This is a genomic window from Isoptericola sp. NPDC019482 (genome assembly GCF_040632295.1).
Lineage (GTDB): Bacteria > Actinomycetota > Actinomycetes > Actinomycetales > Cellulomonadaceae > Isoptericola.
In genome coordinates, this window is sequence record NZ_JBEYBQ010000001.1 from 403,092 (window position 1) to 427,041 (window position 23,950).

The 23,950-nt window shown below is 75.2% G+C and carries 29 protein-coding genes; 18 read left to right on the plus strand and 11 right to left on the minus strand.

Features of this window, described 5'->3' with window-relative positions; all coding sequences use genetic code 11:
* Entirely contained in the window at positions 1–933 is a 933-nt protein-coding gene (locus ABZ493_RS01790; RefSeq protein ID WP_430580460.1) for an oxidoreductase, read from the minus strand.
* Between the two features lie 97 nt (positions 934–1,030).
* Between ABZ493_RS01790 and ABZ493_RS01795 the strand changes: the two genes are divergently transcribed.
* Positions 1,031–1,684: a DNA-binding response regulator gene (locus tag ABZ493_RS01795; protein WP_430580461.1), complete on the plus strand. Its 654-nt coding sequence runs from the start codon at positions 1,031–1,033 to the stop codon at positions 1,682–1,684.
* Positions 1,685–1,766: 82 nt separating this feature from the next.
* Here ABZ493_RS01795 and ABZ493_RS01800 read toward each other — a convergent pair whose 3' ends face one another.
* A complete protein-coding gene (locus ABZ493_RS01800) occupies positions 1,767–2,423 on the minus strand; it encodes a response regulator transcription factor (protein WP_430580462.1) in 657 nt (218 codons plus the stop codon).
* 107 nt (positions 2,424–2,530) lie between these two features.
* The gene (locus tag ABZ493_RS01805; RefSeq protein ID WP_430580463.1) at positions 2,531–3,697 is read right to left on the minus strand and encodes a sensor histidine kinase; all 1,167 of its coding nucleotides are present in this window, start codon (positions 3,695–3,697) and stop codon (positions 2,531–2,533) included.
* A 207-nt stretch (positions 3,698–3,904) separates the two neighbouring features.
* On the opposite strand from ABZ493_RS01805, the gene ABZ493_RS01810 reads away from it, so the two are divergent.
* From ABZ493_RS01810 to ABZ493_RS01870, 13 genes are all read left to right on the plus strand, one after another.
* A complete protein-coding gene (locus ABZ493_RS01810) occupies positions 3,905–4,363 on the plus strand; it encodes a hypothetical protein (protein WP_430580464.1) in 459 nt (152 codons plus the stop codon).
* A gap of 35 nt (positions 4,364–4,398) precedes the next feature.
* Entirely contained in the window at positions 4,399–5,973 is a 1,575-nt protein-coding gene (locus ABZ493_RS01815) for a multicopper oxidase domain-containing protein (protein WP_430580465.1), read from the plus strand.
* Positions 5,974–6,024: 51 nt separating this feature from the next.
* The gene (locus tag ABZ493_RS01820) at positions 6,025–6,597 is read left to right on the plus strand and encodes a GNAT family N-acetyltransferase (RefSeq protein ID WP_430580466.1); all 573 of its coding nucleotides are present in this window, start codon (positions 6,025–6,027) and stop codon (positions 6,595–6,597) included.
* Positions 6,598–6,649: 52 nt separating this feature from the next.
* Positions 6,650–7,096 carry a helix-turn-helix transcriptional regulator gene (locus ABZ493_RS01825; RefSeq protein ID WP_430580467.1) on the plus strand — a complete coding sequence of 149 codons (447 nt, stop codon included), beginning with the start codon at positions 6,650–6,652 and terminating at the stop codon, positions 7,094–7,096.
* A gap of 26 nt (positions 7,097–7,122) precedes the next feature.
* The gene (locus ABZ493_RS01830; RefSeq protein WP_079574396.1) at positions 7,123–7,533 is read left to right on the plus strand and encodes a VOC family protein; all 411 of its coding nucleotides are present in this window, start codon (positions 7,123–7,125) and stop codon (positions 7,531–7,533) included.
* Between the two features lie 4 nt (positions 7,534–7,537).
* A complete protein-coding gene (locus tag ABZ493_RS01835) occupies positions 7,538–8,005 on the plus strand; it encodes a nitroreductase/quinone reductase family protein (RefSeq protein ID WP_430580468.1) in 468 nt (155 codons plus the stop codon).
* Between the two features lie 73 nt (positions 8,006–8,078).
* Positions 8,079–8,513 (plus strand): YdeI/OmpD-associated family protein, encoded by a 435-nt coding sequence (locus ABZ493_RS01840; protein WP_430580469.1) that lies wholly within the window; start codon positions 8,079–8,081, stop codon positions 8,511–8,513.
* A gap of 103 nt (positions 8,514–8,616) precedes the next feature.
* Positions 8,617–9,135, plus strand: a complete 519-nt coding sequence (locus ABZ493_RS01845; RefSeq protein ID WP_430580495.1) for an MOSC domain-containing protein — start codon at positions 8,617–8,619, stop codon at positions 9,133–9,135.
* A gap of 50 nt (positions 9,136–9,185) precedes the next feature.
* Positions 9,186–11,555: an excinuclease ABC subunit UvrA gene (locus ABZ493_RS01850; RefSeq protein ID WP_430580470.1), complete on the plus strand. Its 2,370-nt coding sequence runs from the start codon at positions 9,186–9,188 to the stop codon at positions 11,553–11,555.
* Between the two features lie 105 nt (positions 11,556–11,660).
* The gene (locus ABZ493_RS01855) at positions 11,661–11,945 is read left to right on the plus strand and encodes a DUF6412 domain-containing protein (RefSeq protein WP_430580471.1); all 285 of its coding nucleotides are present in this window, start codon (positions 11,661–11,663) and stop codon (positions 11,943–11,945) included.
* A 143-nt stretch (positions 11,946–12,088) separates the two neighbouring features.
* Positions 12,089–12,883, plus strand: a complete 795-nt coding sequence (gene yidC / locus ABZ493_RS01860) for a membrane protein insertase YidC (protein ID WP_430580472.1) — start codon at positions 12,089–12,091, stop codon at positions 12,881–12,883.
* 21 nt (positions 12,884–12,904) lie between these two features.
* On the plus strand, positions 12,905–13,588 hold the full coding sequence (locus ABZ493_RS01865; protein WP_430580473.1) for a helix-turn-helix domain-containing protein: 684 nt from the start codon (positions 12,905–12,907) through the stop codon (positions 13,586–13,588).
* A gap of 63 nt (positions 13,589–13,651) precedes the next feature.
* Complete coding sequence (locus ABZ493_RS01870; protein ID WP_430580474.1) at positions 13,652–14,173, plus strand: VOC family protein; 522 nt, start codon at positions 13,652–13,654, stop codon at positions 14,171–14,173.
* A gap of 7 nt (positions 14,174–14,180) precedes the next feature.
* Here ABZ493_RS01870 and ABZ493_RS01875 read toward each other — a convergent pair whose 3' ends face one another.
* Positions 14,181–14,489, minus strand: coding sequence for a hypothetical protein (locus tag ABZ493_RS01875; protein WP_430580475.1), 309 nt, complete (start codon positions 14,487–14,489; stop codon positions 14,181–14,183).
* 54 nt (positions 14,490–14,543) lie between these two features.
* Positions 14,544–14,972, minus strand: a complete 429-nt coding sequence (locus ABZ493_RS01880; RefSeq protein WP_430580476.1) for a GNAT family N-acetyltransferase — start codon at positions 14,970–14,972, stop codon at positions 14,544–14,546.
* 106 nt (positions 14,973–15,078) lie between these two features.
* Here ABZ493_RS01880 and ABZ493_RS01885 point away from each other — a divergent pair, with 106 nt between their 5' ends.
* Positions 15,079–15,882: an NAD(P)H-binding protein gene (locus ABZ493_RS01885; protein WP_430580477.1), complete on the plus strand. Its 804-nt coding sequence runs from the start codon at positions 15,079–15,081 to the stop codon at positions 15,880–15,882.
* Between the two features lie 64 nt (positions 15,883–15,946).
* Here the strand turns inward: ABZ493_RS01885 and ABZ493_RS01890 are convergent, their stop codons facing one another.
* The 3 genes from ABZ493_RS01890 to ABZ493_RS01900 form a co-directional block, all read right to left on the minus strand.
* Complete coding sequence (locus ABZ493_RS01890; protein WP_430580478.1) at positions 15,947–17,446, minus strand: hypothetical protein; 1,500 nt, start codon at positions 17,444–17,446, stop codon at positions 15,947–15,949.
* Between the two features lie 17 nt (positions 17,447–17,463).
* Positions 17,464–18,099, minus strand: coding sequence for a SigE family RNA polymerase sigma factor (locus ABZ493_RS01895; RefSeq protein WP_430580479.1), 636 nt, complete (start codon positions 18,097–18,099; stop codon positions 17,464–17,466).
* A gap of 85 nt (positions 18,100–18,184) precedes the next feature.
* A complete protein-coding gene (locus ABZ493_RS01900; protein ID WP_430580480.1) occupies positions 18,185–18,736 on the minus strand; it encodes a GNAT family protein in 552 nt (183 codons plus the stop codon).
* A 94-nt stretch (positions 18,737–18,830) separates the two neighbouring features.
* Between ABZ493_RS01900 and ABZ493_RS01905 the strand changes: the two genes are divergently transcribed.
* Entirely contained in the window at positions 18,831–19,979 is a 1,149-nt protein-coding gene (locus ABZ493_RS01905) for a GNAT family N-acetyltransferase (RefSeq protein WP_430580481.1), read from the plus strand.
* 13 nt (positions 19,980–19,992) lie between these two features.
* Here the strand turns inward: ABZ493_RS01905 and ABZ493_RS01910 are convergent, their stop codons facing one another.
* From ABZ493_RS01910 to ABZ493_RS01920, 3 genes are all read right to left on the minus strand, one after another.
* Entirely contained in the window at positions 19,993–20,655 is a 663-nt protein-coding gene (locus tag ABZ493_RS01910) for an MBL fold metallo-hydrolase (RefSeq protein ID WP_430580482.1), read from the minus strand.
* 19 nt (positions 20,656–20,674) lie between these two features.
* Positions 20,675–21,607, minus strand: a complete 933-nt coding sequence (locus ABZ493_RS01915) for an alpha/beta fold hydrolase (protein ID WP_430580483.1) — start codon at positions 21,605–21,607, stop codon at positions 20,675–20,677.
* Positions 21,608–21,777: 170 nt separating this feature from the next.
* Positions 21,778–22,626, minus strand: a complete 849-nt coding sequence (locus tag ABZ493_RS01920; protein ID WP_430580484.1) for an endonuclease/exonuclease/phosphatase family protein — start codon at positions 22,624–22,626, stop codon at positions 21,778–21,780.
* A gap of 46 nt (positions 22,627–22,672) precedes the next feature.
* On the opposite strand from ABZ493_RS01920, the gene ABZ493_RS01925 reads away from it, so the two are divergent.
* On the plus strand, positions 22,673–23,236 hold the full coding sequence (locus tag ABZ493_RS01925; RefSeq protein ID WP_430580485.1) for a hemerythrin domain-containing protein: 564 nt from the start codon (positions 22,673–22,675) through the stop codon (positions 23,234–23,236).
* Positions 23,237–23,425: 189 nt separating this feature from the next.
* Complete coding sequence (locus tag ABZ493_RS01930; protein WP_430580486.1) at positions 23,426–23,824, plus strand: DUF3817 domain-containing protein; 399 nt, start codon at positions 23,426–23,428, stop codon at positions 23,822–23,824.
* The last annotated feature ends 126 nt before the right edge of the window (positions 23,825–23,950 follow it).

Below are 23,950 nucleotides of genomic sequence, written 5' to 3' on the forward strand. Positions count from 1 at the left end.
TCAGGCGATCGCGTCAAGGACGGCGAGGTCGTCGTCGGTCAGCGGCAGGCCCGCCGCGGCGACGTTCTGCTCCAGGTGCGCGACGTCGCCCGTGCCGGGGATGGCGAGCACGTGCGGCCCGCGGTGCAGGGTCCACGCCAGCCGCACCTGGGTCGGCGTCGCGCCGTGCCGTGCCGCGACGTCGGCCACCTGCTCCGCCCCGGTCTCGTCGGCGGTGCCGCCCGGGACGGCCCCGGGGACCGCCGCACCCATGGAGAAGAACGGCACGAACGCGATGCCGAGCTCGCCGCACCGCGCGAGGAGTCCGTCGTCGGTGCGCTCCGTGAGCCCGTAGCGGTTCTGCACGCACACGATCGGGGCGATCGACAGGGCTTCGTCGAGCTGCTCCGGCAGGACGTTGGAGACGCCGATGTTGCGGACCAGGCCCGCGTCGCGGAGCTCGGCGAGGGCGCCGACGTGCTCGGCCACCGAACCGGGCTCGGTCGTAAGGCCGGTGCCCCAGCGCAGGTTCACGACGTCCAGCTGGTCGAGGCCGAGCTGCCGGATGTTCTCCTCGACCTGGCCGCGCAGCTGGTCGGGTCGGGCGTAGGGCTCGAACGCGCCGTCGCGCGACTGGGACGCGCCGATCTTCGTGGTGATCACCAGGTCGTCGGCGTACGGCTGGAGCGCGGCCCCGATCAGCTCGTTGGCCGACCGGGTGGGGAAGAAGTAGAAGGCGGCGGTGTCGACGTGGTTCACACCGAGCTCGACGGCGCGGCGCAGGACGGCGATCGCGTCCTCCCGCGGCCGGGGGGTCGCCGCGCCGAACGTGCCCATGAGGCGCATGGCGCCGAAGCCGAGGCGGTTCACGGTGCGGTCGCCGAGCCGCCAGGTGCCGGCGGCGGCGGCGGGGGCGGTCGTCGTGGTGGACGGGGTGCTGGTCGTGGTGGTCATGCGGTCCAGCCTCCGCGCCTCCCGCGCCCGGCCCGCGGCGATGGCAGGTTGTTGCCGACCCTGGCAGGACCCTGCCACCGGGTGCAGGATCGAGGGCATGCAGACCGGAGAGGCCGTCACGATCGTCCGGGGCGAGGAGGAGCTCCTCGCCCGCACCGCGCACCTGTTCGCCACCGCGACCGACGTCGCGTGCGCCGCCAACGACCTCTTCACCTGGCAGGCGGCGCACCGGGCGGAGGGCCTGGTGGCCGAGCGTCCGCCGCGGGGCGAGGCCACCGTCCGCAAGGTCTACCGGTCGGGCGTCCTGCTCGACCCCGTCGCCACCCGGCACCTGAAGCTGCTGCGTGACCGGTACGGCGCGCAGGTGCGCATCACCACGGACGAGATCAACGAGACGATCGTCCTGGACCGCCGGCTCGTGATCCTCGCGGGCGACGTCCAGGCCGGACGGCGCTCGTACAGCGTGATCACGCAGCCCGAGGCGGTGCAGGGCGTCACCTCGCTGTTCGACGCGGCCTGGCGGTCGGCGACCGACCTCGCGGTGTTCGACGCCCGCATCGCCGAGATCCGCGCGATCGCGCCCCAGGTGCTCGACCTGCTCGGACAGGGCGTCAAGGACGAGACCGCCGCCCGTGCCATGGGGATGGGCGTGCGCACGTACCGTCGCCGCGTCGCCGAGCTGATGGCCGCACTCGGCGCCGGGTCACGGTTCCAGGCGGGCGTGCGAGCGCGGGAGCTCGGCCTGGTCTGAGCGGTGTCCCGGCCCTAGCCGTGTCGCCCGGCCACTCGAGGGCTCGCGCAGGCTGCTCGACACGGCGGCGGTCGCCGGCGTGCTACGCGCCCGGTCGCACCAGCCCTGTCTCGTAGGCCAGCACGACGAGCGCGGCGCGGTCTCGGGCGTCCAGCCGGGCGAGCAGCCGGCTGACGTACGTGCGCGCGGTGGCGGGGCTGAGGTACAGGTCGCGGGCGATCTCGTCGTTGGTCAGGCCGCGCCCGACCAGGGTGAGCACCTCCCGCTCGCGCTCGGTGAGGACGGCGACGGCGGCGTCGTCGAGCCGGGGCGGCGCGGCGGCGACGGCCCGCATCGCCCCGGCCGTGACGGCGGGGGACAGCAGCGAGGTGCCGGCGGCCACGGTGCGGATCGCCGTCCGCAGGTCGCCGGGGGAGACGTCCTTGAGCAGGTAGCCCGCCGCGCCCGCGCGGATGGCCTCGACCACGTGCTCGTCCTCGTCGAACGTGGTGAGGACGAGCACGCGGACGGCGCGCAGCTCCGGGTCGGCGACGATCGCCCTCGTCGCCTCGATGCCGTCCAGGCCGGGCATCCGGACGTCCATCAGCACGACGTCGGGCTGCAGCTCCCGCACGCGCGACAGGCCGGCGCGGCCGTCGGCCGCCTCGCCGACGACAGCGATGTCGCCGTCGAGCTCCGCCAGCGGGCGCAGCCCGGCGCGCACCAGCTCCTGGTCGTCGACCAGCACCACCCGGATCATGGCTCCAGTCTGGCCGGTCGGCCCTGTCAGATCGGCAGTTCGTGCTCGGCGCGGCAGTCCGAACTGCCGCGCCGAACCGAAACTGCCGCGTCGAGCGGGCTCCGGCCTCACCGGGGCAGCGTCGTCGGGAGGTCGGCGACGACGGCGAACCCGCCGCCCGGCGCGTCGCCCGCGGTGAGCGTGCCGCCCAGCAGGCCCGCGCGCTCATGCATCCCCGCGAGCCCGGCTCCCGGCCCGGCGCCGGGGGTCGACCCGCGGCCGTCGTCGGTCACGGCCAGGCGCAGCCGCCCGTCGTCGACGGCGGCCTCGACCCGGACGTGCCGGGCGTCCGCGTGCCGCAGCACGTTGGTCAGCGCCTCCTGGGCGATGCGGTACGCGGCGGCGTCGATCGCGTCGCTCAGCGCGCCGGCCGGGACGTCGTCCCGCACCTCCACCTGGACGCCGGCCGCCCGCACCGGCGCGACGAGGCCGTCGAGTCCCGCCAGGCCGAGGGCTCCTCGCGGCGCGGCGTCGGGCGCGGGCTCGCGCAGCACCTTCACCGTGGCGCGCAGCTCGTCGAGGGTGCCCGACGCCGCCTCCCGGATCCGGGCGAGCGCGTCGTGCGCCGCGCCGTCGTCCCGCCCGACCGCCTCGTCCGCGACGCCGGCGTGCAGCGCGACGACCGACAGGTGGTGGCCGACGGTGTCGTGCAGGTCCCGGGCGATCCGAAGCCGCTCGGCCTGGAGCCGCTCCTGCGCGGCGTGCGCCTCCTGCTCGGCCGTGAGCTCGCGGACCAGGGCGGCGCGCTCACGGGCCTCCCGGGCCAGCCGGACGGCGACGCCGAGCGCGACCGCCGCGGCCGTCAGCGCGACGTTGGTGACCAGGTCGTAGGCCGTGAGGGTGACGCTCGGGTCGACGTCGTCGTCGGTGACGCGGAACCAGGTGGCGACCGCGACGAGCACGACGCCGGTGCCCGCCGCCCAGGCGGTGCGCCCGCGCTCCGCCGCCGCGTACAGGGCGGCGACCGCGGGCAGCACCATCCCGATCGGCGCGAACCCGAGGGCGTAGTAGGCGCACACCCCGAGGAACGTGAGCACGAGCATCGTGCGCGGGGCGACGCGGCGCAGCAGCACCAGCGCGCCGAACCCCGCCGCGAACAGGTAGGCCGCCGCGCCGGCGTCGCCCTGGCCCGACGGGTCGGCCGCGATGACGACCGCCACGACGAGCGTCGACGCCAGCGCCAGCACGACGTCGGTCACCCACGGGCTCGGCGGCGCCGTCGCGGACGAGGTCATGCCGCCAGGCTAGGTGCCACCCCCGGAGGGTGCCGAACAGGCGGTTGACACCGTTATCGGGCGGAATCCCTTCCGATAACGGTGTCAACCGCCTGGTCGGCGGCGGGGAGGTCGGGGTCGGGTCAGGGTCGCTGTCGCTCGGGGGCGACATCAGGAGACGCTCCCGGGCCGATGCGGCGCACCCGCGTCGGCGGGGAGGGTCGTGGCATGACCTCGAACCAGCCCATTCCCCAGCCGTCTCCCCAGCCCCGTCCACAGCCTCCGGTACCGCCCTCGACACCGACGCCGCCGCGCGCGGGCATCTCCTGGCCGCTCGTCGCCGGGCTCGCGTCGCTGGCGCTGCTCTGGCCGCTCACCGGGCTCACCGGCCTCGGCGGCACGGGCGCGCCGCGGGCGCTCGGCATCATCGCGCTCACCGCCGTCGTGTGGATCGGCGTCGTCGGCCTCGGCCGCGTGGCCCGCCCCGTACTCACCCTGACGATGACGGGCCTCGCGTCCGGCGTCGTCGGGCTGCTCGTCTCGACGCTGTTCGGCGGCGTCGGCCTGGGCGGCGAGGGCGCGGCCGCGTGGGCGGCGCTCCCGGCGCTCGCGATGGACGCCGGCTGGGGCGCGGTCGCCGGGGTCGTCGCGCTCGGCGTCCAGAAGGCCCGCGGCGGCGCCCGATGACGCCGCGCCCGGCACCGCGACCGACGCGGCGCGCTGTGCTGCGCGCGACGGCGCTCGCCGCCGTCGTCCCGCTCCTGGCCGCCGGGTGCGGCGCGATCCCGGGCTCGGTGACACCGGTCGACGAGCCGGGGTTCGACCGCGCGCTGCCGATCCCGCCGCTCGCGGAGTCGGAGGTGGTGGACGGGGTGCGCACGTTCGGCCTCACCGCGCAGGAGGGCACGACCGAGCTGCTGCCCGGCACCCGGACCCCGACGTGGGGCTTCGACGGCCCGTACCTCGGCCCCACGCTGCGGGCGGAGCGGGGCGAGCAGGTCGCCGTCGAGGTCACCAACGACCTGGACGTCACGACCAGCGTGCACTGGCACGGGATGCACCTGCCGGCGTCGATGGACGGCGGCCCGCACCAGCCGGTCGAGCCGGGCGCCACGTGGCGGCCGACATGGACGATCGACCAGCCCGCCGCGACGCTCTGGTACCACCCGCACCCGCACGGCGAGACGGAGGAGCACGTCTACCGGGGTCTCGCGGGACTCTTCCTGCTCGACGACGACGCGTCGCGCGCCGCCGACCTGCCGCGGGAGTACGGCGTCGACGACGTCCCGGTCGTCGTGCAGGACAAGGTGATCGGCGACGACGGCCGGCTCGTGCTGAAGGACGACGGCGGCGAGCCGGGCACGCTCGGGAGCACGGTCGTGACGAACGGCGTCGCCGGCGCGTACCAGCGCGTCACGACCGAGCGGGTGCGGCTGCGGCTGCTCAACGGGTCGACGGCGCGCACGTACTCCCTCGGGTTCGCGGACCGGGGGATGGACCTCGTCGCCACGGACGGCGGGCTGCTGGGCGCCCCCGTGCGGCTGGACCACGTGCGCCTCGCGCCGGGGGAGCGGGCCGAGGTGGTGGTCGCGATGACGCCCGGCGAGACGACGCGGCTGCGCTCCGCGGAGGTGGACCTGGGCGGCGTCGCCGCGCCGTTCGCGATGGGCGGCAACGACGCGTTCGACGTGCTGGAGCTGCGCGCGGCGGACGAGCTCGCGCCGTCGCCGGAGCCGTCGTGGGGGCGCTCGAAGCACGCCGCCGAGGACGCGCTGCACGAGGACGACGCGACCGTGACCCGCACGTTCGACCTCGCCGAGCGCACGATCAACGGCGAGCGCATGGACGCCGGCCGCATCGACGAGGTCGCGACCGTCGGCAGCACCGAGGTGTGGGAGGTGCGCAACACCATCCCGATGCCGCACAGCTTCCACGTGCACGACGTGCAGTTCCGGGTCCTCACGATCGACGGCGAGGCCCCGCCGCCCGGGCTCGCCGGCCCGAAGGACACCGTCTACCTGGAGCCGCGCCGCACCTACCGGCTGCTGATGCGGTTCGAGGACTACACGGACGACGTGCTGCCGTACATGTACCACTGCCACATGCTGCTGCACGAGGACGAGGGGATGATGGGCCAGCTCCTCGTCGTCGAACCGGGGTCGGGCGCGCGGCCCGGGCCGTCGGCGGCGCTGTCGCGGCGCGACGGCGTTCACGACAGCGGGCACGACGCCTCCGGCCCCGTGGTGGGCGACGGGTACGGACCGCGCCGTTCCGCTGTCGGGCACCAGCACGGTTGACCTGCGGGAACGGTGCTGGCGCGCGCCCCGGCGGAGTGCCAGTATCGCCGGGTGCCCACCCTGCTGCCCGTGACGTTCGCGCCCTTCACCGACCCCGAGCAGCCGGTGCTCCACGTGCCCGCCGCGGGCGCGCGCCTGCGGCCCTGGCGGCCGGAGGACGCCCCCGCGGTGCGCGCCGTCTACGCCGACGAGGCGATCCAGCGGTGGCACGTGCGCGTCCTGGAGTCGGACGACGAGGCGCGCGAGGTGCTCGACGGCTGGCGCGCCGGCTGGGCCGACGGGCGCGAGTCGAGCTGGGCGGTGGCCGACGCCGCGGACGACGCCGTCGTGCTCGGACGCATGGTCGTCAAGACGTTCGACCCGCACGGCGTGGGCGTCGTCGCGTACTGGACGGCCCCCGCGGCGCGGGGCCGGGGGGTCGCGCCGGCCGCGCTCGACGTCGCCGCCGCGTGGGCGTTCGACTCCGGCTTCCACCGCCTCGAGCTGGTGCACTCCACGGGCAACGCGTCGTCGTGCCGCGTCGCCGAGAAGGCGGGGTTCGAGGCCGAGGGCGTGCTGCGGCAGTCCGTGCGGCACCTCGACGGGTGGCACGACATGCACGTGCACGCCCGGGTGGTCGGCTGACGCCCGCCGAGGACATCGCGCGGGCGTCGGCGGGCCGTGGAAGCATCGCACCGTGACCAGCAACGACGCCGACCGGCTGCGCGACCTCGCGCTGCTGCGACGCGTGCGCGACCGGATGGACCGGGAGTTCGCGCAGCCGCTGGACGTGGAGGCCCTGGCCCGCGGCGTGCACATGTCCGCCGGGCACCTGAGCCGGCAGTTCAAGGCCGCGTTCGGGGAGTCGCCGTACAGCTACCTCATGACGCGGCGCATCGAGCGGGCGATGACCCTCCTGCGCCGGGGCGACCTGAGCGTCACGGAGGTGTGCTTCGAGGTGGGGTCGTCGTCGCTCGGCACGTTCAGCACCCGGTTCGCGGAGCTGGTGGGGATGTCGCCCAGCGAGTACGCGCGGCGGGCCCGGACGTCGGCGGCGGGGGAGCTGCCGTCGTGCGTCACGAAGCAGGCGACCCGACCGGTCAGGAATCGAGAAGCGCCGGCCGTGGACCTCCACCTAGCGTGAATTCCATGAGCGACTCCACGAACGACATCGACATCACCATCCACACGACCTTCCTCCCGCACACCGACCCGGAGGCCTCCCTCGGCTTCTTCCGTGACCTGCTCGGCTTCGAGCTGGTCCAGGACGTCGGCCAGGGCGACATGCGCTGGCTGACCTTCGTCTCGCCGGCGCAGCCCGAGACCCGCCTCGTCCTCACCCCGCCCGCCGCCGACCCCGGTGTCACCGAGGACGAGCGCCGCACCATCCGCGAGCTCATGGCCAAGGGCAGCTACCAGTCGATCATCCTCGGCACGAAGGACCTGGACGGCGTCTTCGCCAAGCTCCAGGCCGCCGACGCCGAGGTGGTCTCCGAGCCCACCGAGCAGCCGTGGGGCGTGCGCGACTGCGCCTTCCGCGACCCCGCGGGCAACATGGTCCGCATCGACCAGGTCGGGTGACGACGTGACACAGCAGCAGGCGACGAAGCGCCCGAAGGGCACCCCCGGTCCTCTGTCCCTGTGGGTCCAGCGGCAGGCCAACGCGAGCACCGCCAAGAAGATCCGCCGCAAGGGCGGACAGATGATGGGCATGGACCTCCTGGTGCTGCACACCGTCGGCCGTCGCACGGGCGAGGCGCGGGAGAACCCGCTGGCCTGGTTCGACGACGGCGCGGGCGGCCGGCTCGTGGTCGCGTCGGGGGGCGGCACGCGCCACCCCGGCTGGTTCGCGAACCTTGTCGCGCACCCGGAGCAGGTCGCGGTCGAGCTGCACGGGTCCGGCACCACGCCCGTGACGGCGCACGTCCTCGACGACGCCGAGCGCGCCAGGGTGTGGCCGGCGATCGCCGCGGCCGCGCCGACCATCGCCAAGCACCAGAGCAAGAGCGACCGGCAGTACCCGGTCGTCCGCCTCGTCCCGGCCGGCGCCTGAGGTGTGCGTCCCCGGGATCCCGCGCCTCACCCGGGCGACTGCCGTCCGCGCCGACGGCAGCGAAGGAGTGGTCATGAGGTTCCGCGCCGTCGTCGAGCCCGCCGAAAAGATGAAGGGCCTCGAGGTACCGCCGGAGGTGGTCGAGGCCCTCGGCGGCGGCGCCCGGCCGCCGGTGACGATCTCCGTGAACGGCCACACGTGGCGCAGCCGGGTCGCGATCATGCGGGGCCGGCACCTGCTGGGGCTGAGCCGGGCGAACCGGGAGGCCGCGGGCCTCGAGGTCGGCGCCGAGGTGGAGGTCGAGCTGGCGCTCGACACCGAGCCGCGTGTCGTCGTCGAGCCCGAGGACCTCGCCCGCGCGCTCGACGCCGACCCCGTCGCCCGTACGGCGTACGATGCCCTTCCCCCGGGTCGTCGACGGCGCCTCGTGCTCGACGTCGACGGCGCCAAGCAGGCCTCGACACGGGCGCGCCGCATCGACAAGGCTCTTGCCGAGCTGCACGGCTGAGCCGCGCCGTCGCACCCATCGACCGAAGGAGACCTCGGTGACCGTCACGGACCCCTCGCCCAGCGCACGGACCTCCCCGCCGGCCACGGGCCGGGTCGACTCCGTGCACGCGAGCGGCGACCACGGCTTCAGCAAGCCGTCGGCCGACCGGGTCGTGCTCCTCGAGGGCGTGGGGGTCGAGGGCGACGCGCACGCCGGGGTCACCGTGCAGCACCGCAGCCGGGTGGCCGCGGACCCGTCGCAGCCGAACCTGCGCCAGGTGCACCTCATCCACGGCGAGCTCTTCGACCGGCTCGCCGCCGCCGGTCACGACGTGGCGCCCGGCGACCTGGGGGAGAACATCACCACCCGCGGCATCGACCTGCTGGCGCTGCCCGTGGGCGCCCGGCTGACGATCGGCGACGCCGTCGTGACCGTCACCGGGCTGCGCAACCCCTGCCAGCAGATCAACGACTTCCAGCCGGGCCTGCTCAAGCAGCTGGTGCGCCGCGGGGACAGCGGCGAGGTCGAGCGGCTCGCCGGCGTCATGGGGATCGTCTCGCGGGGCGGCACGGTCCGGCCCGGGGACGCGGTCGACGTCGCGCTGCCGGCGCCGCCGCACCTCCCGCTCACCCGCGTGTGACCGTGCGCCGACGACCATCGACGACCACCACGACAAAGAGGAGCTCCGCCGTGACCACGACCGACCACGCCGCCGACGCGCACGACCTGATCCGCGTGCAGGGCGCACGCGAGAACAACCTGCGCGACGTGGACGTCGAGATCCCCAAGCGTCGCCTCTCCGTGTTCACGGGGGTGTCGGGCTCGGGCAAGAGCTCGCTGGTGTTCGCGACGATCGCCGCCGAGTCGCGGCGCCTCATCGACGAGACGTACTCGACGTTCGTGCAGGGGTTCATGCCGTCGCTGCCGCGCCCGGACGTGGACGTCCTGGAGGGCATCACCACAGCGATCCTCGTGGACCAGGAGCGGATGGGCGCCAACGTGCGCTCGACGGTCGGCACGGTCACCGACGCGAACGCGATGCTGCGCAACCTGTTCAGCCGCGTGGGCGAGCCGTACGTCGGCCCGCCGACGGCGTTCTCGTTCAACATCCCGACGTCGACGGCCAGCGGGGTGTTCAGCACCGGCAAGGCCGGGGGTGAGGTCGAGAAGAAGGTCGTGCGCAACCAGGTGTACCTGGGCGGCATGTGCCCCGAGTGCGAGGGCCGCGGCACGGTCTCCGACCTCGACCTGTCCGTCATCGTCGACGAGTCGCTGTCGCTCAACGACGGCGCGATCCTCGTGCCCGGCTACAAGGCCGACGGGTGGATGGTCCGCGGCTTCTCCGAGTCCGGGATGCTCGACGGCGACAAGCCGGTCAAGGACTTCACAGACACCGAGCGCCACGACTTCCTCTACAAGGAGAAGGGCAAGATCAAGGCCCTCGGGATGAACATGACCTACCAGGGCCTCATCCCCAAGCTGCGCGAGTCGATGTTCAGCAAGGCGCCCGAGTCGCTGCAGCCGCACCTGCGGGCGTTCGTCGAGCGGGCCGCCGTGTTCGTGCCCTGCCCGGAGTGCGACGGCACCCGGCTCAACGAGTCCGCCCGGTCGGCGAAGGTCAACGGCGCCGGCATCGCGGACGTGTGCCGGATGCAGATCACCGACGCCGCCGAGTGGGCACGCGGGATCGACGACGCGGGCGTCGCGCCGCTGGTCGGCGCCCTGCTGCACCTGTTCGACAAGTTCGTCGAGATCGGGCTGGGCTACCTGTCGCTGGAGCGGCCGGCAGGCACCCTGTCGGGCGGCGAGGCGCAGCGCACCAAGATGATCCGGCACCTCGGGTCGGCGCTCACCGACGTGACGTACGTCTTCGACGAGCCGACCGTCGGCCTGCACCCGCACGACATCGAGCGGATGAACGGCCTGCTCCTCGAGCTGCGGGACAAGGGCAACACGGTGCTGGTCGTCGAGCACAAGCCGGAGGCCATCGCGATCGCCGACCACGTGATCGACCTCGGCCCCGGCGCCGGGACCGACGGCGGCACCATCTGCTTCGAGGGCACGCTGGAGGGGCTGCGCGCGAGCGGCACCCTCACCGGCCGACACCTCGACGACCGCGTCAGCGTCAAGGAGTCGGTCCGGGAGCCGTCCGGCGCGCTGGAGATCCGCGGCGCCTCCCAGAACAACCTGCGCGACGTCGACGTCGACGTCCCGACCGGCGTCCTCACCGTCGTGACGGGTGTGGCGGGCTCCGGCAAGAGCTCGCTCATCCACGGCAACCTCGCCGGGCGCGAGGGCGTCGTCGTCGTCGACCAGGGCGCGATCAAGGGCTCGCGACGCTCCAACCCCGCCACCTACACCGGGCTGCTGGAGCCGATCCGCAAGGCGTTCGCCAAGGTGAACGGCGTGAAGCCGGCCCTGTTCAGCGCGAACTCCGAGGGCGCGTGCCCCACCTGCAAGGGCAACGGCCGCATCTACACCGAGCTCGGCTTCATGGAGACCGTCGAGACGCCGTGCGAGGACTGCGGCGGCAAGCGGTTCATGGCGTCCGTGCTCGAGTACACCCTCGGCGGCAAGAACATCGCCGACGTGCTCGACCTCTCCGTGGCGCAGGCGCACGCGTTCTTCCGCGAGGGGGAGGCGAAGATCCCGGCCGCGCACAAGATCCTGGCGCACCTGGAGGACGTCGGGCTCGGCTACGTGAAGCTCGGCCAGCCCCTCAACACCCTGTCCGGGGGCGAGCGGCAGCGGCTCAAGCTCGCCATGCACATGGGCGAGCAGGGCGGCACGTACATCCTCGACGAGCCCACCACCGGCCTGCACCTGGCCGACGTCGCCAACCTGCTCGGCCTGCTCGACCGGCTCGTGGACGCCGGCAAGACGGTGATCGTCATCGAGCACCACCAGGCCGTCATGGCGCACGCCGACTGGATCATCGACCTCGGCCCGGGCGCCGGGCACGACGGCGGCACGGTCGTCTTCGAGGGCACGCCCGCGGACCTCGTGGCCGCCCGCTCCACCGTCACCGGCGAGCACCTCGCGGACTACGTCGGCGCCTGATGCGGGACGGCGGGGTGCTCGTCGCGTTCGCCCGCCCCGCCGACGGGACCTGACGGGCGCGCGCTATCGTGACGGGACGGTCCAAGACGCGGGAGGGAGGTCGGCATGGGTGACGCCCTGCTCGTGCTGGCGCGCGACGTGTCGTCGTCGCTCGCCGTCCTGCTCGGCACCCCGACGCTGACGACCCTGCTCCTCCTGGTCGGCGCCGCCGGCCTCGCCGCGATGGCGCTCACCTTCGTGGCCCGGGCGACGGCGTCCGCCCCGCGCCTCGTGCCCGTCACCGCGCCCGTCGTGCGACGCGCCGACGACGCCCCGCCGCTCGTGACCCAGAGCGATCCCCACGCGCCCGGCCGTCCCCGGCCGCGCGCCCCCGGCGTCCTCGCCGGCTGAGCACCCCCGGGCCCTGCCCTGACCGTCCGCGCCTGACCGTTCCGCCCGGACGGCACGACGCCGCGCCGCTGCGCGGCGGACCCCGCACGCCCGCGGGGTGCTCGGCGAACGCGAACCCCTTCCGTTCGACCGAGGACACCCCCATGGATCCCTTCGCCCTGCCCCCAGTCGCCGCCGTGCTCGGCGGCGCGTACCACGCCCTGATGGGCCTGACCCACCTGCTCGAACCGGCGCTCGGTGCCGCGGCCGCGGCCGCCGCAGTCGTCGCCGTGACGCTCGCAGTCCGCGCCGCTCTCATCCCCGTCGGGATCTCGCAGGCCCGCGCCGAGCGCACGCGGGTGCGGCTCGCCCCCCGGATCGCCGAGCTGCAGCGCCGCCACCGCAAGGACCCCGACGCGCTCCAGCGCGCCACGATGCAGCTCTACGCAGACGAGGGCACCACGCCCCTGGCCGGCTGCCTGCCGATGCTGCTGCAGGCCCCGGTGGTCGGCGTGATCTACGCGGTGTTCGTGCACACGGAGATCGCGGGCGGGGCCAACGCCCTGCTGGGCCACACCCTGTTCGGGGTGCCCCTCGGCGCGAGCCTCGTCGGGATGCTCTCCGGCGGGGCGCCTGGCGTCGCGGCGGTGGCCGTGCTCGGCGGGCTCGTGCTCGCCGTCGCGCTCGTGAGCGAGCTGTCGCGGCGCGCCGCCCTGCCCGGCGGGGCGCTGGCCCTCCCGTCGGCCTCTGCGTCGGGCACGGGGCCGGCCGCCGGGGCGCCGGGGATGCAGCGCGCGCTCGGCGCGCTGCAGTTCGTCACCGCCGCCGTCGCGTGCTTCGTGCCGCTCGCCGCGGGCCTGTACCTCCTGGTGACGGTGGCGTGGACCCTGGTGCAGCGGATCCTGCTGCGGCGTCGCTACCCGCTCGACACCGAGACCCCGGACAGGCCCGGGCGGTGAGCCCGGCGATACCGTGACGTCATGTGGCTCGAACGGCCGGGTTCGACCCCTGCGGTGCGCACGGTGTGGCGCGCGACCGTGGAGGAGCCGGGAGAGTACCTCGTGGCGGGCTCGGAGTACTGGGGCATCTCCTTCATCCGCCGCGCCGACGGGAGCCTCGGCGGCGAGCTCGACGGGCCGAGCGTGAGCGCCCGCAGCACGACCAGCGTCGTGGGGGAGAGCTACTGGGGCGTGGAGCTGGCGCCGTTCGTGGTGGTCACGGGCCTCGACAAGCAGCCGGTGCTCGGGGCCACCGTCGACCTGCCGGTGCGCTCCGGGCAGGTCCGGCTCGGGGAGCGGTGGACGACGCTCCCGGCCTTCGACGAGCTCGAGGACTGGGTGGACGAGATGGTGCGCCTCGGCCCGCTGGGCGTGGACGACGGCGTGCGCTCGGCGCTCGACGGGCAGCGGGACGGCGCGTCGCCGCGCACCTGGCAGCGCCGCTACCGGCGCACCGTCGGGCTGACGGCGGGGCAGGTGGAGCAGGTCAGACGGGCCGAGCGGGCGTACGCCCTGCTGCAGGCCGGTGTCGCTCCGGCAGAGGCGGCGGCGCGGAGCGGGTTCGCCGACCAGGCGCACCTGACCCGCAGCCTGCGCCTCATCCGCGGACGGACCCCGGCGGCGGTGCTCGCGGCCGCCGCCCGTCGTCGGCCCGACGCCGAGTGACGTTCTCGTTCAAGACCGGACCCCGGCCGGCGGGGTGTGATGGCGGGGACGAAAGGAGCCACCATGGCCGTCCCCCCAGGTTTCTCGACGATCAACCCGTTCATCATCAGCCGCGACGTCGAGAACCTCATCCTCTTCCTCGTCGACGTGTTCGACGGCGTCGAGCACCCCGACGCGCGGACCGTCGACCACGACGGACTGCTGCTGCACGCCGAGCTCCAGGTCGGCGGCACCACCGTCATGTTCGGCGAGCGCAAGCCCGGCTGGCCGTTCACCCCGTCGCTGCTGCAGGTCTACGTCGACGACGTGGACGCGGTGCTCCAGCGGGCGCGGGCCGGTGGCGCGGACGTCGTGACGGAGCCCACCGCCTTCTTCGGCGAGGTCTTCTCCCGCTTCGTCGACCCCTGGAACAACCTGTGGTGGGTCTACAGCACCCCCCAGGCCGACGACGCCGCCGGCGAGTGGGCGGAGGCCGGCGACGATGACGTGCCCGCCGATGCCGAGTGGGAGCAGACGCCGGAGCTGACGTACATCCGCGACACCCTCGTCGCAACGCTGCCCCGCCTCCAGGACCCGGTCACCTGAGCCGCGCTCAGATCCCGGTGAAGCCGGCGACCTCGCCGAAGGCGACGTACGTGACCAGCGCGCCCACCAGGAACACCGCGACCTGGGCGGCAGGGTGCAGCCGGTCGTGCCGCTGCTCCCAGAGCGTCCGGGCGGCTGCGGCCGCGAGCGCCCCGAGGCCGACCGCCCGGAACGCCTGCCCGACCTGCAGCATGGCGGCGCTGCTCGTGGCGAGCCCCACGAGCCAGGCGAGCGCGCCGAACAGCAGGGGCGTCGTCCCCGCGCGGACCAGGTTCGCGCGCGGCCGGTCGTCGGTGGTCCCGTGCTCGTCGGTCACCCGGGCACCGTACCCGACGGTGTGCGCGACGCGAGGACCACCGTCCTGGCAGCGTCAGGGTCGGACGTAGACGCCGACCCGCGACGCGGGCCGGAACCCGTGGGCCTCGTAGAACGCGGCCGCCGGGCTGTCCCGCATCGTCAGCAGATACCAGTGCTCGACGTCGGGCAGGCGGTGCTGCAGGGCGGCGAGCAGCCGGGAGCCCCAGCCCTCCCGCTGACGGTCGGGCGCGACGCACATCTCCTTGACCAGCAGGTGGTCCTCGGCACCCACCCGTTCGCGATGACCGAGGACGAAGCCGAGGACCGCCCCGTCGTCCCCGAGGGCGCACACCCCCGCGGAGCGTGGCGTCCCCAGCACGTCGCCGAGCCGCTGGGCCGCGTCGGCCTCGGTCCACGACTCGTTCCAGGGGTGGGCCGAGAAGGTGCGGACGAACAGTCGAGCGCACTCCCCGACGTTCTCGGTGGTCAGGTCCACGATCACGCGCGGACCCTAGCAGCGGCACCGGGCCTCGCCGTCACGTCCGGGCCGCCGGCGTCGTCGGGGTGGCAGGACGCGCGGTGGTCGCGCGACGACGGAGGAGGACGGCATGGCACGCATCCTGGTCACCGGCGGGACGGGGCACCTCGGCAGGCTGGTGGTGCCGCGGCTGGTACGCACCGGCGCACAGGTGCGGGTGCTCAGCCGCAGCCGGCACGCGGACGGGGACGGCGTGCGGTACGTCGTCGCGGACTGGGCGACGGGCGCGGGCCTGGCGCAGGCCGTGGGCGACGCGGAGGTGGTCGTGCACCTCGCGGGCGACCAGCTCCACAACGAGCCGATGGCGCGCGCCCTGGTCCGGGCGGTCCGCGACGCGGGCAGCGAGCCGCACCTGGTGAACGTCTCCGTGGTCGGCGCGGAGAAGGTGCCCGTGAGGTCCCGCTTCGACCGCCGCGCCCTCGGCTACATGGAGAGCAAGCTCGCCCAGGAGCGCGTGCTGGAGGAGTCCGGGATCCCGTGGAGCAACCTGCGCGCCACGCAGTTCCACGAGCTGGTGCTCATCGCCGCCCGGGCCCTCGCGAAGCTGCCGGTGGTGCCCACGCCGTCGGGCTGGCGGGCGCAGCCGATCGCGGCGGACGAGGTCGCGGCGCGGCTGGTCGAGCTCGCCCTCGGCGACCCGCAGGGGCGGGTGCCCGACCTCGCCGGGCCCGAGATCCACACGTTCCGCGGGATGGTGCGCGACTACCTCGACGCCATCGGGTCGCACCGCCCCACGATGCCGGCGCGCGTGCCGGGCGCGGCGTCACGGGCCTACGCGGCGGGCGGCAACCTCGCGCCGGACCGCGCCGTCGGCAAGCAGACATGGGGCGAGTTCCTGGCGGAGCACGTCGCGCGTCCGGACCGGTCGAGATAGCGGTTGGTCCCCGTCCCGCGGGGGGACGAGGACCAACCGCTACGTCGACGACTGGCCCGCCGCCTCAGCTCCCGGAGACCCGGAGCGACCGCACGAGGCTGCCGAACCGCTCCTGCGAGGCCTCGCCGCGCGGCCCGGTGTACGACAGCACCACCGTGTCGTCGCCCTGACGCAGCTCGACCGTCCCCCGGAAGCACGGTTCGCCGTCCGCCGTGGAGTCGTCGCCCTGCTGGATCACGACGGCGTCCGCGCCCGGGACGTCGTACCGGTACCCGGCTGCCGGGACGGCGCCGGGGGCGTCGCCGGACCCTGCCACCACCGTGACCGTCTCCCCGGAGCGGCCCGCCGACCAGTCGATCCCGTCGGCCGGCGCGGTCGCCTCCCACCCGTCCGGCAGGGCCAGCTGCAGCCCCGTCCCGTCGGGTGACAGCTCGCTCCAGCTGTCGGGGACGGCCGACGTCGGGAGCTCCGGCAGGTCCTGCACGTCCGGCACCTGGTCCGCCGCGCCGGAGAAGCCGAGCGTGCCGAGCAGCTGCCGCGTCAGCCCGCGCCCCTCCGCGGAGGCGGGCGTCTCGACGGTGACGATGTAGCCGCGCCCGCCCTCGCGCCGCAGGTGCGCGGTGGTGCGGTCGACGCCGTCCTCGGTCCGGGTCTCGACCTGGACCACGTCCGCGCCGTCGAGCGGGAACGTGGACGCAGGCTCGAGCGGCGACGACGCGATCGAGTCGGGCCACCCGGCGACGTCGCCCGACTCGAGGACGGTCAGGGCGGACGAGCCGTCGGCGCTCGCGGACCGCATCCGGGAACCGGCGGGGAACGCGTCGGCGACGCCGTCGTCCGCGGCCCAGCCGCGTGGCACCGCGTACTCCAGGCCGAGGAACGCCGCCGTCTCCCAGCCCTCCGGGACACCGGCGGCGTAGCCGTCGAGGGGCTGCAGCACGGCCGTCCCGTCCGGGTCCGGCAGGGTGCCGGCGTCCTCGTCGACCGAGACGGTCCCCAGGAGGTCGGAGAACACCGCCTCGCCCTCGGCGCCGTCCACCCAGACCAGCGACAGCTGCACCACGTCGCCCGACTCCAGCGTGACCTGCAGCTTCCCGAGGAAGTCCTGCACGACCGTCGGGTCGTCGGCCTGCTCGACGACGTACCGGGCGGACTCGGCCCCCGGGATCCTGACGTCCGTCGGGGTGAGCCCCGAGCCCGGGGGCGCGAGGGGCGCGTCCGGCGCGGCCTGCACCTGCACGAAGTCCCCGCCCTCGTCGTCCGGGCCCTGCTCCCAGACGCCGTCGACGGTCGGCTCGAGCCCGGGCGGCACCGCGAGCCGCACGCCGCCGACGGCGACGGGCGTCCAGCCCTCGGGCACGTCCTGGGACGCCGGGCTCACGACGCCGCCGGTCGACGTGCCCTGCCACACGCCCGCGACGGCGCCCACGGCGGCGAGCGCCCCCACGCCGGTCAGCGCGGCCCGCCGGGCCCGCACCCGGTGGACGGCACGGCGGCCCATCGCCGCCCCGTCGAGCGCGGTGACCGGCTCGACCCGGTCGGCCGCGTGCTGGAGCTCGGTCACGAAATCGTCCTGGAGGGTCATCGGACCGTCCCCTTCCTCGTCGCTGTGGGTGTCGCTGTGGGTGTCGTCCTGGATGACGGTGCGGATGTCGGTGTCGTGCCGTCGGCGCCGAGCAGCTCCCGCAGCCTCGCCAGGCCGCGCGACCCGCCGGACTTCACCGAGCCGGTCGAGATGCCCAGCTCGTCCGCGGTCTGCTGCTCCGAGCGGTCCAGCAGGTAGCGCAGGACGACGACGCGGCGCTGCGCCTCGGGGAGCTGCCGCAGCGCCCGGACGAGCCGGTCGCGGTCGACCACCGTCCGCGTGCCGTCGGGCACGGGTGCCGGCCGCAGGTCGGCGGGGTCGGAGAGCACGTCGCGGCGGGTGCGTCGCCACCCGTCGATGCGCGCCGTCGCGATGACGCGGCGGGCGTAGGCGAACGGGTCGCCGCCCTCGACCCGCGCCCACGCGCGGTAGGTCCGCTCCAGCGCGAGCTGGACCAGGTCGCCCGCGCGGTGCTCGTCCCCGCACAGGAGGTACGCGATCCGGGAGAGCGCCGGGGTGCTGGCCGCGGCGAACGCGGTGAAGCGGTCGGCCGGTGAGTCGCCGGCGGCGACCACCCGGACGCGGTCGTCGCTCGCCTCGGAGAAGAGCGCCACGGCGCTCTCGCTCGTCATGGGTCCTGCCTGTCTCGTGTGTTCACGGGACATAGACGCCGTCGTCGCGGGAAAGGTTGTCGGGCGACGCCGCCCGGAGGCGGCGTCAGGCTTCGCGGTCACCCTTCAGCACCCCGTAGACGAGGGTGTCGGTCCACTCGCCCTTGGACCACCAGTCCTGGCGCAGGTGGCCCTCGCGCCGCATGCCGACGCGCTCGCACAGGCGGGCGGACGGCTCGTTGCGGGCGTCGAGTTGCGCGACGACGCGGTGCATGCGGTAGAAGCCGAACGCCAGGTCGAGGACCGCGCGCACGGCCTCGGTGGCGAAGCCCTGGCCGGTGTGGTCGGGGTGGAAGACCCAGCCGATCTCACCGCGGGAGACGGTGTCGCCCGTCGTCCACAGGGCGACGTCGCCGACGACCTGGCCGTCGTGCTCGACGACGAGGGCGAGAGCGGAGCCGGGCTCGTCGATCCGGGTGCGCGCGAGCCGCTTCGCGAGCTGTGCCTCCGCGACGTCCGGCGTCCACGGCTCCTCGAGCAGGTAGCGCGCCACGTCGGGGTCGGCGTAGTAGGCGAGCAGGGGCTCGAGGTCCTCCGCGCGGTGCGCGCGCAGGACCAGTCGGCCCGTGGTCACCGGCAGCGGGGTCTCGGTCGTCACGGTCAGGAACCCTACGCGTCGCGGCGCCGGGCGTGCGACGTCGACCGTCGAAAAGCCCGTGACGCGGAGCACCCCCGCGGCGCACCGTGACCTCATGAGCACCCCCGCGACCACACCGACGTGGCGCCTGGCCGAACCGCCCCGCGCCGACCGCCTCGACGTCCCCGAGGCCTGGGCGTACCACGGCATCGCGGAGCTCGAGCGTGCCGTGGGGCTGGCCGACCTCGGTCACGACGACCTCGCGCCTCGCGCCGTCGACCTGCTGGTCGGCGACCTCCACCAGGAGCACGCACGGTGCCATCGGCTCGTCGCGCTGGACGGGGAGACGAAGGACGGCGCGCCGCTCGTCGTCGGCCACGGCGTGCTCACGCTGCCGGTCTCCGACAACCGGCACCTCGCCGTCGTGCGCGTCGCGGTGCTGCCCGCCCACCGCGGGCAGGGGATCGGGTCGGCGGTCGCGGACCGGCTGCGCCGCGTCGCGCTCACGGAGTGCCGCACCACCCTGTTCGCGGAGGTCGAGCTCGCCGACGAGCCGCCCGCCGACGCCCCGGACGCGGTCGCGCCCCGGGAGGGCCCGGGCCACGTGTCCGCCGACCTGCCCGGCATGCGGTTCGCGCGCCGGGCCGGGCTGGGGCTGGAGATCGTGGCGCGACGGTCCGTCCTCGACGTCCCGCTGCCCGACGACGTCGTGGACCGGTTCGCCGCCGATGCCGCGGCCCGGGCCGGCGACGCCTACCGGGTCCACACCTGGCAGGACCCTGCGCCCGAGCGGTGGGTCGACCAGCTCGCGGCGCTGGAGCACAGCCTGTCCGAGGACGAGCCGAACGGCGGCCTCGCGCTCGAGGCCGAGCGGTGGGACGGCGCACGCATCCGCCTGGAGGAGGCGAAGCGGGCCGAGAGCGGCCGGGTCGGGCTCGTCACCGTGGCGGAGCACGTCGCCACCGGCACCCTGGCGGGGATGACGTTGCTCGTCGGGGACGACGACCGGCCCGGGCTCACGGAGCAGGACAGCACGGTGGTGCTGCGCGAGCACCGCGGCCACCGGCTCGGCATGCTCCTCAAGGCGGTGAACCTGCGGGAGCACACCCACCTGCGCCCCGCCGCCCGCCGCATCTCGACCTGGAACAACGAGACGAACGCGCCGATGCTGGCGATCAACGTCGCGCTGGGGTTCCGGCCCGCGGGCGGGTCGGCGGAGCTGCAGGCGCCGCTCGCCGACGTCGTGCCCCTGAGCCGAGGCTGACCTTGCTCGAAGGTCAGGGGAGGGGGACCTCGAGCGGCTCGCCGGGGGCCAGGCGGCGGTAGTCGGCGCCGGCGAGCCCGCCGGCGACGCGGTCGACCAGCGCCAGGCCGGCGTCGTTGAGGATCGCGTCGTGGATCGGGACGGCGACGCGCGGCGCCACCTGGCGCGCGTAGTCGACCGCCTCCGCGAGCTTGAGCCACGGTGCCGCGACCGGCAGCGCCAGCACGTCGACCCGCACACCGTCGGGGGCGGGCGTGAACGAGTCGCCCGGGTGCAGCACCGCGCCGTCGACGAGGTAGGCGACGTTGGCCGGCGGCGTCATGTCCGGGTGGATGGTCGCGTGCACGTGGCCGAGGGCCTGCACGGCGAACCCGGCCGCGTCGAACGACGCGCCGCCGTCCACCGCGTGCAGCCGTGCCTCGGGCGCGCCGGCCTCGACGAGCTGCTCGACGACGGCGGCCGGCGCCCACAGCTCGGGCCCGCCGTCGGCGGCCGCCGCGGCCGCCACGCGGGGCACGTCCACGTGGTCGAAGTGCTCGTGGGTGACGAGCACGGCATCCGCGCCGTCGAGGATGCGCGGGTCCGTGAACGTGCCGGGGTCGATGACGAGGGTGCGGTCGTCGCGCTCCAGGCGGACGCCGGCGTGGCCCCAGGTGGTGAGGGTGAGGGAGGACATGCCGCCCATCCTGGACCCGTCACCCGCGGTGGTGCGCGCCGGTCCGCTCGATGGTGGGCGCGGCGGTGTGCGCGAGCAGGGCCGGGAGGAGCACGTCCCACGACGACGGCGGCGCGACCTGGTGGCCGACGCCGTCCAGCACCAGCAGCCGCGCCCCGGGGATCCGGGCCGCCAGCGCCGCGCCGTGGCCGGGGAACAGCGGGTCCTCGCTGCCGTGCACGACGAGCGTCGGCACGGTGAGGTCCGCGAGCGTGCCCTCGAACGGGGCGCCGGGCTCGGCGGCGAAGTGGTTCGTCCCTGCGGTGGCGTCGATCGAGCGCTCGACGGCGCGGGCCGCGACGGCGCGGGTGCGGGCCTCGTCGAAGTCGCCGCGGCCGGTGAGGGCGCGGTCCTCGGCGACGGCGGCGTCGACCAGCGCGGCGGTGTCCGCGGGGTCGGGGGACGGCCCGTCCCAGAGCCCGTGCAGCGCGGGGTCGGACGGTGGCAGGGCGGCGTCGTCGGGCCCGGCGAACGCGCGCGACGTGGACATCAGCGTGGCCGACGCGACGCGGTCCGGGTGCTCGAGCGCGAGCTCCTGGGCGATGACGCCTCCCATCGACAGGCCCACCAGGTGCGCCCGGGCGGCGCCGGCGGCGTCGAGCACCCGCAGCGCGTCCTCCGTGACGTCGCGGCCCGTGTAGTCGGGGGCGCCGGGCGGGCAGGTCGTGGAGCGGCCGGTGTCGCGGTGGTCGTACCGGACCACGCGGCGCCCGGCCGCGGCCAGCGCGGCGCAGAGGTCCGCCGGCCACCAGTCCATCGACGACGCCACGCCGCCGAGCAGCAGGATCGTCGGGTCGGCGGGGTCTCCGACGGCCTGGTAGCACAGCGGTGCCGCGCCGTCGGTGAAGAGCTCCGGGCCGAGGGCGTCCCCGTCCGCGGGCCCGACGGACGACGGGTCAGGAGGTCGCGTCATGCAGGGGTGGACGCCGCGCGCCGGTCGGACTCATCGCTCGACGGCGTCGGACCCCCCGGTCGAGTCGACCCGCCGACCGCTGAGCGCGGCAGTCTCGGCTCACCGCGGCAGTTCGAACTGCCGCGCCGAGCCGAAAGTGCCGCGCCGAGCGCTCGGCGCCCGCGGAGTGCTCAGGCGGCCGGCAGCCGCAGCAGCGCCTGGACCGGGGTGTGGTCGCTGGGCCAGCGGCCGGCGCGACGCCAGGTGTTGATGCCGGCGCCGAGCACCTCGGTGCCGCCCGACGCCAGGATCCAGTCGATGCGCTCGCCGCCGGGCACCGGGTCGCCGTAGTCCGGAAAGGTGCCGACCTCCGGCGTCAGCCGCTCCGCCGCCGCGCGCCAGGTGTCGAGCAGGCCGCCGTCGGTGACGAGCACGTCGTAGGGCGCGGAGGCTGCCGCCGGTGCGTTCGTGTCGGCCGTGAACACCGCCGGCAGTCCGGCCGACCGGATCTCGTCGAGCACCACGCGGGCGCCGCGCTCCCGCGCGTCGGCGGACTCGTGGTCCAGGTGCGAGTTGACGTGCAGCAGCTCGCGACCGGTGCGCTCGTCGCGGAACCGGGCCCACGTCACGACGCGCGGGTAGACGTGGTCCCACGTCGAGCCCGCCAGCCGGGGCGTGTCGGACAGCCAGTACTGGTCCCACCACAGCAGCGTCAGCCGGCGCGCGTCGTAGACGATCGCCGCGTGCTCCCCGGCGGCGCCCCCGTCGCGCCCGTGGCCCACCGACCGGTAGCCGTCCCCGAGGACGGCGGTCACGGCGGTGAGCTGCCCGAAGCGCGCCTCCTGCAGGCCGAGCAGGGTCGGTCGTTCCCGGCCCAGCAGCTCCGCGACGAGGGGCGCACGGTCCGGCCAGTGGTCCGGGCTGCCGGGCACCGTGTCGTCGATGGCGCAGCGGACGTTGAGGCTCATGACGTGCAGCAGGTCGCCGTCGGGAGCGCCGATCAGCGGGACGTCGTCGGCCGTGGTGGGGGAGTCGAGCACGGCCGCCACCGTACCCGCGCTGCCCCGCTGCTAGGTTCGGCGCATCGTGACCGACCAGGACCGAGAGACCACCACGCCGCCCACCGATCGTCCCGCCACCCCCGACCCCGCCGCCCGCCTCGTCGCGTGGGGACAGGAGCTGCTCGCCGTCCACGCCCGCCTCCGCGACGCGCTGGAGGTCGCGCGGGAGGCCGTCGCCACCGTCGCCACCGCCGACGACGCCGTGGACGCCCCGGCCGAGGCGGATCCCCGCCGCCTGCCGGGCCTCTACTGCCACGGGTTCTGCCAGGCGCTGGAGGGACACCACCGCGGCGAGGACGTCAGCGTCTTCACCGCCCTGCTCGACCTGCGCCCGGACCTCGTGGACGTCGTCGCCGAGCTGCAGCGTGACCACCGGATGCTCGACCACCTGCTCGGCGAGCTGTCGCGCGCGGTCGACGCCGGCGCGGGCGCGGCGACGCTCGGCCGACACCTGGACGGCATCGACGCCGTCATGGAGACGCACTTCCGGTACGAGGAGAAGCGGTTGGTCGACGCGCTCGACGAGCCCGCGCTCGCCGCCGCACTGTCCGGCACCGACCGGCGCGCGGCCCTCGGCCCGCTGGCCTGACCGGTCCCCGACCGACCCGCCGCGCTCGACGCGGCAGTCTGCGCTCGGCGCGGCAGTTCGAACTGCCGCGCCGAGCGGAAAGTGCCGCGCCCAGGGTGGCGACGGGCTGTCACCTCGTCGGGCGGGACGATGGCGCCCGTCGGGCAGACTGGGGCGCACCGCCGTCCCGCACCGCCCGAGAGGTCCCGCATGCCTGCCGCGTCGCCGTCGCCCGCCCGCCAGCCCCTGTCCCGCACCGGCCGCGTGTACGCGGTGATCGCCGTGATCGAGGCGTTCACCTGGGCGGGCCTGCTGGTGGGGATGTTCCTCAAGTACGTCACCGAGACGACGGAGGCCGGGGTCTGGCTGTTCGGCCGCCTGCACGGCGCGGCGTTCGTGGCGTACGTGGTGGTCGCGCTGGTCGCCGCGGTCAAGCTGCGCTGGGGCTGGTTCCGCACGCTCGTGGCGCTCGCGGCCGCCGTCCCGCCCCTGACGACGCTGCTCGCCGAGTGGTGGCTGCGGCGCACGGGCCACCTGAGCGCCCCGGCCGACCGCGCGGCCGCGGCGCCGGAGCCCGCTCCCGAGGGGGAGCCGGTCTCGCCGAGGTAGTCCCGCACCTGCCGAGGTAGTACCGGACCCGGCGATCCTTCTATGTCCTGTCAAGCCGGGGTCGGGTTCGTGAGGTCGGGGTCGTAGCGCGCGGTGGCGTTGAGGGCGCGGTAGATCTGTCGGGCG